Below are 12710 nucleotides of genomic sequence, written 5' to 3'. Positions count from 1 at the left end.
GATAGCATGTCCCGATGGGTCGCTCGCCCGGGCAGCGGCCCGATTTCTCACCGCGACAGGAGGTTCGTATGACACGCAAGGAATTCCGTCTCCCCCTCGTGGCCACCGCGCTTCTCGGCACGCTGCTGGTCGCCACCCAGGCGCAGGCCAAACCGGGGCCGCAGGCACCGCACGAGCTGCACGTGCAGGCCCAGTCGACTCTCAACGTGGCGCCGGACATGGCCCGCCTCAATGCGCGCCTCTGGGAGCGGACCCCCGCCGTGGCACAGAGCGAGGCCGGCAACGACGCCCAGGCGCTGGGCGATGCGCGCGAGCGACTGGAATCGCGCACCGGTGATCTGATTGACGCCCTGGAGGACGCCGGCGTCGAAAGCCGCGACATCCAGGCCGGTTCGCTCAACGTGCGCCCCGAGATCATGATCCAGCCCCAGGGCGACGACGACGCCGAGCCCCGGGTACGCACCCAGGTCGAGCGTCCCGTGAGCGTGACGATTCGCGACCTGGAACACCTGCCACGCATTCTCGATGCGCTGACCGCCGCGGGCGTGGACGCGCTGGACGGCGTGGAATACGACCTCGCCGACCGCGATGCCGCCAGCGACAAGGCGCTGACCCAGGCACTCGAGCGCGCCCGGCAGAAGGCCCAATTGATGGCCGACACCCTCGAGGTCAAGCTCGGTCGTGTGGTGCGCGTCGAGGAAACCCAGGCACCCGACTACACGCCTCGCCCCATGATGATGCGGGCCGAGTCCGCCGACGCCAAGGCCGCGCCGCAGTATCGGGCCGGCGAGATCGGCATCGACGCCGGCGTCAGCGTCACCTGGACTATCGAAGACGGATCCTGACGAGGCGCGCGTCAGTTCTCGACACGCAGAAGCCCGGCCTTGGCCGGGCTTCTTCATCTGTCGTGCCTGTCTGTGGGGCCGCGTTCAGCCAACCAACTGGCGCCTGACGCGCGGGCTCAGCATCTCACCGAGCACGGTGATGGCCACCAGCACCGCGAGGAACCACGGCCACTGGCTGCCGATATCGATGCTCATCACTCCCAGCGCATCGATGAAGATCAGCACGATGCCCAGAGGACTGACGTAGCGGACCATCAGCAGCCACAAGGCATGCTGGCGCCTGGAGAGCCGCAGTTCGTCGCGGAAGATCTCGTCGCGCAGCAGGAAGCCGGCCATCAGGCAGAGCCCCAGACCGCCCAGCGGCATCATCCAGCGCGAGGTCAGGTAATCGAGCCAGTCGAAGACGGTCTTCCCGGCGAGCGTCCAGTCGGCACCCAGGTTGAAGGACAGCATGGCCAGCGTGCTCAGCAACCAGAGCACGATGCCACTGCTCCATGCCGCACGCTTGCGACTCATGCCCTTGCGCTCGGTCAGCCAGGCCACCGTGGCCTCGATCATCGACACGGCGGAGGTCAGGGCCGCCACGCTGAGCATCACGAAGAAGATCACCTGCAGCACATTGCCCAGCGGCATCTGCTGGAAGGCCAGCGGCAGACTCATGAAGATCAGCCCCGGCCCGCTGGCCGGATCCATGCCGTTGGCGAAAATCGCCGGAAAGATCGCCAGACCGGCCATCAGCGCGATCAGCGTATCGCAGATCGCCACGGTGAAGGTGGTGCGCGCGATGGACTTGCTGTCGGGCAGGTAGGCCCCGTAGGCCATGATCGCCCCCGCCGACAGCGACAGCGTGAAGAAGGCATGCCCCATCGCCGCCAGCAGGCCAGCGCTGGACAGCTTGCCCACCTCGAAGGAGAACAGGAACGTCACCGCCTCGCCGAAGCCGCCGGAGAACATGGCATAGACGATCATGGCCAACAGCAACAGCACCATGCCCGGCATCATCCAGCGCATGCTGCGCTCGATGCCTTCCTGCACCCCCTTGCCGACGATGAACATGGTCACCACCGTCACCAGCGTGCTCCACGCCCCCAGCGTCAGCGGATTGGCGTTGTTGGCGCCGAAGATGGCCGCCATGTCCTCGACGCTGCCACCCTGCAGGCCGCCGCTGATCGCCTTCCACAGGTAGGCAAGCGACCAGCCGGCGACGACCACGTAGAAGGACAGGATCATGAACCCGGCGAGCATCGACATCCAGCCGAACCCGGACCAGATCTTGCCGCGACCGGACTCCTGCGCCACGCGCTTGACGGCATCGATGGGACTCCCGCGCCCGCGCCGCCCGAAGGCGATCTCGGTCATCATCGCGGGGATCCCGATGCACAGAATGCAGGCCAGGTAGACGAGCACGAAGGCGCCGCCGCCGTACTCGCCAGTCATGTAGGGAAACTTCCAGATATTGCCAAGGCCCACTGCCGAGCCCGTCGCCGCCAGCACGAAGCCCCAGCGGCCGATCCAAAGATTTTTGGGTTGCTGTCTTGCCGTCATGGTTCACCTGAAGGGTTATTTTTGTGGTTCATGCAGCGCGGCGCGAGCACTTGCCACCGGGCGATTCTACCGTTTTCCATCGACATTTCGCGAACCGCGTCCGCCCGAACCGCGACGGCGAGGCAATCGCTGGAGCCGATTGCCGGCTTATGCGAAGCTGACTCCCGGACCCGGCGCATCACTTGCATCGACAGCCCTGGAGGTCGCATGACACGCCAATTCGCCATTCTCGGACTCGGCTATTTCGGCAGCACGGTCGCTCGCGAGCTCAAGCGGCATAACAATCAGCTACTTGGCGTCGATCGCGACGAGTCTCGTGTCGACGCCATGGCCGAGCACCTCGATCACGCCGTCATCGCCGACGTCACCGACGAAAAGGCACTCGCCGAGCTGTCGCTGGAGGACTACGACGCCGTGGTCATCGACGTCGACGGCAACCTCGAGGCCAGCGTGATCTGCACCCTGCACGCCAAGGAACTGGGGGCCCGCGAAATCTGGGCCAAGGCCCACTCGGACGCTCACTACAAGCTGCTCGACCGCCTCGGCGCGGACCATATCGTGTACCCCGAATACGACACCGGCATCCGCGTCGCCGAAAGCCTCAATTATCATGCCATGGTCGATTTCATCCGTCTCGGCGAACGCGAGTTCATCGTCGAGATCGAGGCAACCGAACGCCTCACCGAGCACTGCGCCACCGTCGCGCAGCTCGATATCGACGAACGCGCCCTGTGTCTGGTGGCCATCAAGCGAGGCGACGAGGTAATCCGCGCGCCCGAGCGCACTACCGAGCTGGCACGCGGCGACCACCTGGTTCTGATGGGGGATCTCGCCGCGTTGCGCGAGCTGGGCAACAAGCTATGACACCACTTCGCCACCGCGCCCCGAGCGACGCACGGCTCCACGGGGCGTGCTCATGAGTTTCTGGCAACGCCTGTCACGCCCCTGGCGACATACGCCACACGGCCGCGTACTTAGGCTTTCGCCGCCGGAAACGCTATTGCTGGGCTTTACCCTGCTCTGCCTGATCGGCGGCGGCTTGTTGCGCCTGCCCATGGCCGCGACGGTAACGCTCGACTGGCAGGAGGCGCTGTTCACCGCCACCTCGGCGGTGACGGTCACCGGGCTGGCGGTCGTCGATACCAGCGCTTTCACACCGTTCGGCCAGGTCGTGCTGCTGGCCTTGATCCAGATCGGCGGACTGGGGTTCATGACCTTCGGGGCTCTGACCCTGCTGCTCCTGGGGGCCCGCCTCCCCCTGCAGCAGCAGAACCTGGTGCGAGAAGCCCTCGGTGAAACCTCGTTGGGTGAACTCTCGCAACTCGTGCGCCTGGTGGTAGCCTTCGCCGTCCTGGTCGAGGCAGTGGGGGCGGGACTTCTCGCGCTGCACTGGGTCCCCGAGCTCGGCTGGTCGCGCGGTTTGTGGGCCAGCCTGTTTCATGCGGTATCCGCCTTCAACAATGCCGGTTTCTCGCTGTGGCCCGACAGCCTGACGCGCGACGTCGGCACGCCGCTGGTCACGCTGGTCGTCAGCAGCCTCTTCATCGTCGGCGGCCTGGGTTTCGTGGTGATCAGCGACATTCGCGAAAAGCGGCGCTGGGGACGGTTCTCCATGCAGACCAAGATCGTGCTGTGCGCGACCCTGGCCATCAACCTGGTCGCCATGGCGGCGATGGCGGCACTCGAATGGCACAATCCCGCGACACTGGGCGGGCTGGAAAGCCTCGGCGACAAGCTGCAGGCGGCCTGGTTCCAGGCCGTGACACCGCGTACCGCCGGTTTCAACAGTGTCGATACCGCGGCCATGTCCGACGCCTCCTCGCTGCTCACCATGCTGCTGATGTTCATCGGTGGCGGCGCGAGCTCCACCGCCAGCGGCATCAAGCTCACCACCTTCATCGTGCTGCTGTTGGTTGCCCGGGCCTTCCTGCGCGGCACGCAGCCCACGGCCTACGGGCGCGCCATCGGCGAACAGACGGTGATGAAGGCCGTCGCCGTGGCGCTGGCCGGGGTGGCGCTGGTGTTCGTGACGCTGCTGGTGCTGTGCATCACCGATGGCCGCCTCGCGTTCCTCGATCTGGCCTTCGAGAGCGTCTCCGCCTTCGGCACGGTGGGATTGTCGCGCGGCATCACCAATGAACTGTCGCTGCCCGGCCAATGGATGCTGATGCTCACCATGCTGCTCGGCCGTGTCGGACCGCTGTCGCTGGGGTACTTCCTGGCCACGCGGCGCACGCGGGGAATGCGCTACGCCGAGGGCCACATCCAGATCGGCTGAGGTACCGGCGCGTGGTACCACTGTCGTTGCCCGCACGCGGGCGACGGCAGGCGAACGGTTGCAATATTTCCATGATTGTTCAAATATAGAAGCGTCATTTTTCGATAGTCGCGACGGACGCCTCATGCTGCTTGCCCTGCCCATCTTCATCGCCACGCTCATTCTCGTCATCTGGCAGCCGCGTGGCCTGGGGATCGGCTGGAGCGCAAGCGCGGGCGCGTTGATCGCGCTGCTCACCGGGGTCATCCACCCTGCGGACATTCCCGCCGTGTGGTCGATCGTCTGGAACGCCACCTTCACCTTCATTGCCATCATCATCACCAGCCTGCTGCTCGACGAGGCCGGCTTCTTCGAATGGGCGGCCTTGCATATCGGCCGTTGGGGCAACGGCCGGGGGCGTCGCCTGTTCGTCCTGGTGGTACTGCTCGGTGCCGTGGTCGCGGCGGTGTTCGCCAACGATGGCGCGGCCTTGATCCTCACCCCGATCGTCTTCGAGATGCTCGTCGCCCTGGGCTTCAGCGCCGGTGCGACACTGGCGTTCGTGATGGCCGCCGGCTTCATCGCCGATACCGCCAGCCTGCCGCTGGTGATTTCCAACCTGGTCAATATCGTCTCGGCGGACTATTTCGATATCGCCTTCGGCGAATACGCGGGCGTCATGGTGCTCGTGGACATCGTCTCGGTACTTGCCTCGCTCGGCATGCTGTACCTGTTCTTTCGACGTGCGGTGCCCTCGACCTATGCCCTCGGCGACCTGCGCAAGCCACGCGAGGCCATTCGCGATCCGGCGGTCTTCAAGGCCGGCTGGTGGGTACTGGGGCTCTTGCTGGTGGGCTTCTTCGTGGCCGAACCGCTGGGCGTACCGGTCTGCGTGATCGCCGCCATCGGTGCGTCGATCCTGTTCGTGATCGCCCAGCGCGGTCATCACATCCACACCCGCAAGGTGCTGCGCGACGCCCCCTGGAACATCGTGGTGTTTTCGCTGGGCATGTACCTGGTGGTGTATGGCCTGCGCAACGCCGGACTGACCGACATGATCGCCGGCGGCCTGGAATGGCTGGGCGGGCATGGCCCCTGGATCGCCACGCTGGGGACAGGCTTCATCGCCGCCGGGCTTTCCTCGGTGATGAACAACATGCCCACCGTACTGGTGGTCGCCTTGTCGATCGATGCCAGCGACGTCACCGACCTGACCCAGCAGGCGATGGTCTATGCCAACGTCATCGGCAGCGACCTGGGCCCCAAGATCACGCCCATCGGCAGCCTCGCCACCCTGCTGTGGCTGCACGTCCTGGCGCGCAAGGGCATGACCATCGGTTGGGGCTATTATTTCCGCGTGGGCATCGTGCTCACCGTCCCCGTGCTGACGGTCACCCTGCTGGCACTGGCTGCCTGGCTACAGTTTCTCGCGGCATGAAGCGCCAGCCCCGGGATCAGCAGCGGCCGGTGTCGTCCGGCAATCGGCACTGCGCGGGGCGATCGTCACAGCAGTGCGCGGTCAGGTAATCCACCAGGCCGCGCATCCGGGAGAAATCGGCACGGTAGTGGACATGCCGGCCATGTGCCTCGCCATGCACCAGACCGGCGTGCGCGAGCTCCTTGAGATGGAAGGAGAGCGTCGAGGGCGAGACCCCGAGGGCCTCGGCGATATCGCCGGCGAAGGCACCGTCGGGGCCGACCCCCACCAGGTGCCGAAAGATCGCCAGTCGCGTGCGCTGCGCCAGCGCCGACAAGGCCTTGAGAGCGTCATTCGTTTCCATATTTGCACAACGGTAGAAGTTACGTTGACCCGACTATCCCACACAGGAGTCGTTCATGCACGACCTTCCCAATCTCGACACCGCATCTTTCGCCGTCCCCGACGGCGATGCGCTGATGGCGCCCCGACTCAGCACGCATCCGCCGCGTATCCTGCTGCTGCATGGCTCGCTGCGTGAACGCTCGTTCAGTCGTCTGGTCAGCGAGGAAGCCGCGCGTTTGCTCGCTGCCATGGGTGCCGAGACACGTTGCTTCGATCCGCGCGGCCTGCCCTTGCCGGACAGCGAGGACGCCTCGCACCCCAAGGTTCAGGAGCTCCGCGAGCTGGCGCAGTGGGCGGAAGGCATGGTGTGGTGCTCCCCGGAGCGTCACGGCGCGATGACCGGCATCATGAAGGCGCAGATCGACTGGATTCCGCTGGCGCTGGGCGGCGTCCGCCCGACCCAGGGCAAGACCCTGGCGGTCATGCAGGTCTGCGGCGGCTCGCAGTCCTTCAATACGGTCAACCAGCTACGCATTCTCGGTCGCTGGATGCGCATGCTGACCATCCCCAACCAGTCGTCGGTGCCCAAGGCGTTCCTGGAATTCGGCGACGACGACCGCATGAAGCCCTCGCCGCTCTACGACCGTATCGTCGACGTGATGGAAGAGCTGGTGAAGCTCACCTTGCTGACACGCGACCGCAGCGACCTGCTCACCGACCGCTACTCCGAACGCAAGGAAAGTGCCGAAGAGGTATCTCGGCGCGTCAATCAGCGTGGCATGTAGCCCGGCACGTTCATCGAAATGACATGGATCTCGGGCATATTCGTCTCGCCATATATCCCACGAGGCTGACCCATGAGCAAAAAACGCGTTCTCTTTCTCTGCAACGCCAACTCGGCCCGCTCGTTGATGGCCGAAGCCCTGCTGCGTCACATGGCCGGACAGCGCTTCGAGGCCTACAGCGCCGGCGTCGAGCCCGATGAGCCGCAGCAGGCGGCGCTGCAGGCACTCGCAGAGCTGGGCATCGATACCACGGGGCTGGCCAGCAAATCGCTGGAGGCCTATGCCGGCGAGCATTTCGACAGCGTGATCATCCTCTGCGAAAAAGCCCAGCAGCGCTGCCGCGACTGGGAAGGCAACACCGACGAGCTGCTGTTCTGGGATATCCTGGATCCGCGCCTCAATCCGCGTGACGGCGCCTATACCCAGACCCTCGAAGAGATTCGTGGCCGCCTGCGGCTATGGTTGAGCGTTCAGTCCCGGGAGGCCTGAGCCAGTGACCACGGCAGTGCTGACCCCGGCGGCCTTGCACCGCTGTCTCGCCGACGAGACGCGCTTGACGTTGACGCTGCTGCTCTGCACCGAACCCGAGCTGTGCGTCTGCGAAATGACCGAGGCCCTGGCGGCCCCGCAGCCCAGGGTATCGCGCCATCTGGCACACCTGCGTCGTGCCGGCCTGCTGCGCGACCGCCGCCGGGGTGCCTGGATCTACTATCGCCTCGAACCGACGCTGCCCGAATGGGTCTCGACCATTCTCGAGGCCTCGCGCGACGCCGCGCCGCCGGAGGTCATCACGGCTCACCGACGACTCGCCGACGCCGGTACCGCCAGCCGGCGTCAGGCGGCTTGCCACGCCGAGCCCAGTCCGGCTCTCTTTTCCTCCACGTCAGGAGACATCGCATGACATTACGCATCGGCATCAACGGCTTCGGGCGCATCGGCCGCCTTGCCCTGCGCGTCCTGTGGGCATCACGCGCGACGCAACCGCTGGAGATCGTTCGCATCAACGATCCCGGCGGCGATGCGGCGACCTTCGCCCATCTGCTGGAATTCGATTCGGTCCACGGCCACTGGTCTCCCGGCACGGGCATTCGCGCCGAGACGGATTCGCTCGTTATCGACGACACCCCGATCATCTTCAGTACCCATCGCGATCTCGCCGACAGCGACTGGTCCCGATGCGACGTGGTGATCGAAGCCTCGGGCGCCATGACCAAGGCCGCCAAGCTGCAGCCCTACCTCGATCAAGGCGTGCCGCGCGTCGTGGTCTCGGCGCCGGTCAAGGACCCCGAGGTGCTCAACGTGGTGATGGGCGTCAACGATGGCGATTTCGCTCCGGCGCGACACCGTATCGTCACCGCGGCCAGTTGCACCACCAACTGCCTGGCACCGGTGGTCAAGGTGATTCACGAAACCTTCGGCATCCGCCATGGCTCGATGACCACGGTGCACGACATCACCAATACCCAGACGATCCTCGATGCGCCGAGCTCTCCCCACAACCCCGACCTGCGACGGTCTCGGGCCTGCGGCATGAGCCTGATCCCCACCACCACGGGCTCGGCCAAGGCGATCACGGCGATCTTTCCCGAGCTGGAAGGCAAGCTCAACGGCCACGCCGTGCGCGTGCCGCTGGCCAACGCCTCGCTCACCGACATGGTCTTCGAACTCGAACGAGCGGTCACGGTCGACGCGGTCAACGGCGCGCTCGAAGCCGCGGCCGAAGGCGAGCTGGCCGGCATCCTGGGTTACGAGGCACGCCCGCTGGTCTCCATCGACTATCGTACCGACCCGCGCAGCGCGATCATCGATGCTCCGTCGACGATGGTGATCAACGAGACCCAGGTAAAACTCTACGCGTGGTACGACAATGAGTGGGGCTATGCCAATCGTACCGCCGAACTGGCCTTGAAAGTCGGCAACGCCCGGGAACCGGCACGATGACGACCCTGCAACGCCTGCGCGCCCTGCCCTTCGAAATACGCCAGTATCTGCTGGTCACGGGCAATTATTGGGCCTTCACGCTGACCGACGGCGCCTTGCGCATGCTGGTGGTGCTGCATTTCCACCAGCTTGGCTATTCGCCGCTGGAAATCGCCCTGCTGTTTCTGTTCTACGAGGCCTTCGGTGTGGTCACCAACTTCGTCGGTGGCTGGCTCGGCGCCCGCCTGGGACTCAACCGCACCATGAACCTCGGCCTGGGGCTGCAGCTGGTCGCCCTGGGCATGCTGCTGGTGCCGGCCTCGGCCTTGACGGTGCCCTGGGTCATGGCCGCCCAGGCGCTCTCGGGGGTCGCCAAGGATCTCAACAAGATGAGCGCCAAGAGTGCGGTCAAGGTGCTGGTCACCAAGGACAGCAGCAACGCCCAGGGCGCGCTGTACCGCTGGGTGGCCATCCTCACGGGGTCCAAGAATGCTCTCAAGGGGGCCGGCTTCTTCGCCGGCGGCCTGTTGCTAACGCTGATCGGTTTCCAGGGCGCGATACTCGCCATGTGGGTGATGCTGGCCGTGGTGCTGGGGCTTTCGCTATGGCGTTTGCGTGCCGACCTGGGCCGCCAGAAAGCCAAGCCCAGGTTCCGCGAGGTCTTCTCCACGTCGCGCGCGGTCAACGTTCTCGCGGCGGCACGCCTGTGCCTGTTCGCTTCACGCGACATCTGGTTCGTGGTGGCATTGCCGGTGTTCCTCTACGACCAGCACGGCTGGAACTTCTGGAGCGTCGGCATCCTGATGGCCGTCTGGGTGATCGGTTACGGTGGCGTTCAGACCCAGGCCCCGCGCATCACGCGACACCTGCACGGCGATACGCGCAGCATCACCGTCATCCTGGCCGCGGCGCTCGCCCTGCTCCCGGCCCTGCTCGCCCTCACGCCGCTGGCGACCACCGTCACCTGGCTGATCGCGGGGCTGCTGGCCTTCGGCATTCTCTTCGCCATCAACTCGAGCTGGCACAGCTATCTAATCGTGCGCTTCGCACGCGCCGAGGGCGTCTCCATGGACGTGGGCTTCTACTACATGGCCAATGCCATGGGACGTCTCGTCGGCACGGTCCTCTCCGGCTGGGTCTATCAGGCCCATGGCTTGGCGCCCTGTCTGGCGGTGTCCGCGGCGCTGGTCGCCGCCAGCGCCGTCCTGGCGATGGGTCTACCTCGACAAAGGCAGTGATCCCGTTCAGAGACCGGGGGGAGGCATAGCCGGCGGTTCGCCTGACCTGGTCGACAGCACACCACACGATAGATTTTTCATGGGGTTTGCCATCTATAAAAACTATCAACTCGGTAGCGTGCAAACGGTGTCGATAACGTATAATGTTCGACTAGCCTAATAGCAGAGCGAAAAAGCCAAAATAAGCTTCCACCCCCCACTGGAGGCACGAGCAAGAGGAAGAATTGCAGTGAACGCTCCACTCAAGGAAACCGACACCACCAACGTGCTCGAACAGCACAAGAGCTACCGCTTCGTCACCGACCTCCTGGCCCGCGCCGATATCCAGATCAATGGCACACGTCCGTGGGACATGCGCGTTCATACCCCCGAGGTCTTCGACCGGGCGCTCGCCGAAGGCAATCTCGGGCTCGGCGAAACCTACATGGCCGGCCTCTGGGACGCCGAACGCCTCGACGAATTCTTCTTTCGGCTATTGCGTGCCAACATCAACAAGGCGGTACAGCCATCGAAGCTGGTCTTTCACGCCCTGCGTGCCAAGCTCACCAACCTGCAAAGCGTCAAGCGCGCCTGGAAAGTCGGCGAAGCGCACTACGACCTGGGCAACGACTTCTACGCTGCCATGCTCGATCAGCGCATGACCTATACCTGTGGCTACTGGCACGACGCCGAGACTCTGGATGCCGCGCAGGAAGCCAAGCTCGACCTGATCTGTCGCAAGCTGGATCTCAAGCCCGGGATGCGCATTCTCGACATCGGCTGCGGCTGGGGCAGTTTCATGGCCTACGCCGCCGAGCACTATGGCGTGGAATGCGTGGGTCTCACCATCTCGCGCGAGCAGGCCGACTACGGGAAGTCCTTGATGAAGAAGGGGCTTCCCGTGGAATTTCGGCTTCAGGACTATCGCGAGATCGACGAGCAGTTCGACGCCGTCATCAGCATCGGCATGTTCGAGCACGTGGGTCGCAAGAACCACCGCGAGTACATGGAGGTCGCCCACCGTTGCCTCAAGGAAGGCGGCCTCTTCCTGCTGCATACCATCGGCAAGAATGTCCGCGAAAGCACGCCGGACCCGTGGGTCGACAAGTACATCTTCCCCAACGGTGACCTGCCGTCCATCGGCCAGATCGGCGACGCGGCCGGCGGGTTGTTCGTCACCGAGGACCTCCACAACTTCGGCGCCGATTACGACAAGACGCTGATGGCCTGGTGGGAGAACTTCGAGCACCACTGGCCGCAGTTCCGGGCTCGCTTCGGCGACGAGTTCTACCGCATGTGGCGCTACTACCTGCTGTCCTGCGCGGCGGCCTTCCGGGCCCGCGACATCCAGCTGTGGCAATGGGTGCTCGCCAAGCCTGGCGTGCTCGGCGGGTATCAGCGCATCACCTCATAAGCGCGACTTGCCAGACACCTGGTGTTCGGAAAGCCCCGAAAACCAGGCCGCGACACGCAAAAGGGCGCCGAAGCGCCCTTGAGGTCATTCGCGTTGTCAGACCATCAGCCGTAACGCCCGGTGATGTAATCCTCCGCCTTCTTGGTATGCGGGTTGGAGAACATCTGCTTGGTGGCGTTGTACTCTATCATCTCGCCGAGGTGGAAGAACGCCGTGTAATCCGCCACGCGTGCCGCCTGCTGCATGTTGTGGGTGACGGTCACGATGGTGAAGTCCTTCTTCAGCTTGTCCATCAGGTCTTCGATGGTCGCCGTGGAGATGGGGTCGAGTGCCGAGGTCGGCTCGTCCATCAGGATCACGTCGGGGCGCACGGCGATGGCGCGCGCAATGCACAAGCGCTGCTGCTGACCGCCGGATAGCGACGTGCCCGGCTCGTGCAGCTTGTCCTTGACCTCGTTCCACAGCCCCGCATCGCGCAATGCACGCTCCACCAGCTCGTCCTGATCGGCCTTGCGGCTGACCATGTCGTGCATGCGCGGCGCATAGGCGACGTTCTCGTAGATCGACTTGGGAAACGGGTTCGGCTTCTGGAACACCATGCCCACGCGACGGCGCAGGGCCACTTCATCCATGCCGCGGGCATTGACGTCGTGACCGTCCATTTCCACCAGTCCCTTGATGCTCACCGAGTTGATCAAGTCGTTCATGCGATTGAGGCAACGCAGGAAGGTCGACTTGCCGCACCCCGACGGGCCGATCAGGGCCGTGACGGTATTGGCGAAGATGTCGATGCTGATGTCCTTGAGCGCCTGGTGGTCGCCGTACCACAGGTTGAGGTCGCGCACGCGCACGCTCAGGTTTTCCTCGACGTTCTCGTTGCGCGTCACCGGCTGCCCCTTGTCGGGCGTCGGCGCCTGGGTATAAGGATCACGCGCGGCATCCTTGGAAGCCGTGGGCGGATCTTG

At 64.8% G+C, this 12710-nt stretch carries 13 protein-coding genes; 10 read left to right on the top strand and 3 right to left on the bottom strand.

Annotation, left to right across the window (positions count from 1 at the left end; genetic code table 11):
* Positions 1–68 precede the first annotated feature (68 nt).
* Positions 69–845, top strand: coding sequence for an SIMPL domain-containing protein (locus tag CSAL_RS07565; RefSeq protein WP_043558180.1), 777 nt, complete (start codon positions 69–71; stop codon positions 843–845).
* An 84-nt stretch (positions 846–929) separates the two neighbouring features.
* Here CSAL_RS07565 and CSAL_RS07560 read toward each other — a convergent pair whose 3' ends face one another.
* Positions 930–2390, bottom strand: a complete 1461-nt coding sequence (locus tag CSAL_RS07560; RefSeq protein WP_011506789.1) for a sodium-dependent transporter — start codon at positions 2388–2390, stop codon at positions 930–932.
* Positions 2391–2597: 207 nt separating this feature from the next.
* Here CSAL_RS07560 and CSAL_RS07555 point away from each other — a divergent pair, with 207 nt between their 5' ends.
* The 3 genes from CSAL_RS07555 (at position 2598) to CSAL_RS07545 (ending at position 6085) form a co-directional block, all read left to right on the top strand.
* A complete protein-coding gene (locus CSAL_RS07555; RefSeq protein ID WP_043558175.1) occupies positions 2598–3254 on the top strand; it encodes a potassium channel family protein in 657 nt (218 codons plus the stop codon).
* A gap of 52 nt (positions 3255–3306) precedes the next feature.
* On the top strand, positions 3307–4668 hold the full coding sequence (locus CSAL_RS07550) for a TrkH family potassium uptake protein (RefSeq protein ID WP_011506787.1): 1362 nt from the start codon (positions 3307–3309) through the stop codon (positions 4666–4668).
* 124 nt (positions 4669–4792) lie between these two features.
* Positions 4793–6085 (top strand): arsenic transporter, encoded by a 1293-nt coding sequence (locus tag CSAL_RS07545; RefSeq protein WP_011506786.1) that lies wholly within the window; start codon positions 4793–4795, stop codon positions 6083–6085.
* 16 nt (positions 6086–6101) lie between these two features.
* Here the strand turns inward: CSAL_RS07545 and CSAL_RS07540 are convergent, their stop codons facing one another.
* Positions 6102–6428 (bottom strand): ArsR/SmtB family transcription factor, encoded by a 327-nt coding sequence (locus tag CSAL_RS07540; RefSeq protein WP_011506785.1) that lies wholly within the window; start codon positions 6426–6428, stop codon positions 6102–6104.
* Between the two features lie 55 nt (positions 6429–6483).
* On the opposite strand from CSAL_RS07540, the gene arsH reads away from it, so the two are divergent.
* From arsH to cfa, 6 genes are all read left to right on the top strand, one after another.
* Positions 6484–7194: an arsenical resistance protein ArsH gene (gene arsH / locus CSAL_RS07535; RefSeq protein ID WP_011506784.1), complete on the top strand. Its 711-nt coding sequence runs from the start codon at positions 6484–6486 to the stop codon at positions 7192–7194.
* A 72-nt stretch (positions 7195–7266) separates the two neighbouring features.
* Positions 7267–7683, top strand: a complete 417-nt coding sequence (locus CSAL_RS07530; protein ID WP_011506783.1) for an arsenate reductase ArsC — start codon at positions 7267–7269, stop codon at positions 7681–7683.
* Positions 7684–7687: 4 nt separating this feature from the next.
* Positions 7688–8095 (top strand): metalloregulator ArsR/SmtB family transcription factor, encoded by a 408-nt coding sequence (locus tag CSAL_RS07525; protein ID WP_011506782.1) that lies wholly within the window; start codon positions 7688–7690, stop codon positions 8093–8095.
* Positions 8092–9135: an ArsJ-associated glyceraldehyde-3-phosphate dehydrogenase gene (locus CSAL_RS07520; protein ID WP_011506781.1), complete on the top strand. Its 1044-nt coding sequence runs from the start codon at positions 8092–8094 to the stop codon at positions 9133–9135. The genes CSAL_RS07525 and CSAL_RS07520 overlap by 4 nt, the downstream gene beginning before the upstream one ends.
* Positions 9132–10352, top strand: a complete 1221-nt coding sequence (arsJ, locus tag CSAL_RS07515) for an organoarsenical effux MFS transporter ArsJ (protein WP_011506780.1) — start codon at positions 9132–9134, stop codon at positions 10350–10352. The genes CSAL_RS07520 and arsJ overlap by 4 nt, the downstream gene beginning before the upstream one ends.
* A 229-nt stretch (positions 10353–10581) precedes the next feature.
* Positions 10582–11745 carry a cyclopropane fatty acyl phospholipid synthase gene (cfa, locus tag CSAL_RS07510; RefSeq protein WP_011506779.1) on the top strand — a complete coding sequence of 388 codons (1164 nt, stop codon included), beginning with the start codon at positions 10582–10584 and terminating at the stop codon, positions 11743–11745.
* Between the two features lie 104 nt (positions 11746–11849).
* On the opposite strand, the gene pstB is transcribed toward cfa, so the two are convergent.
* On the bottom strand, positions 11850–12632 hold the full coding sequence (gene pstB, locus CSAL_RS07505; protein WP_011506778.1) for a phosphate ABC transporter ATP-binding protein PstB: 783 nt from the start codon (positions 12630–12632) through the stop codon (positions 11850–11852).
* Positions 12633–12710 lie beyond the last annotated feature (78 nt).

This window comes from Chromohalobacter israelensis DSM 3043, from assembly GCF_000055785.1.
Lineage (GTDB): Bacteria > Pseudomonadota > Gammaproteobacteria > Pseudomonadales > Halomonadaceae > Chromohalobacter > Chromohalobacter israelensis.
This window is presented reverse-complemented; position numbering and strand designations above follow the sequence as displayed.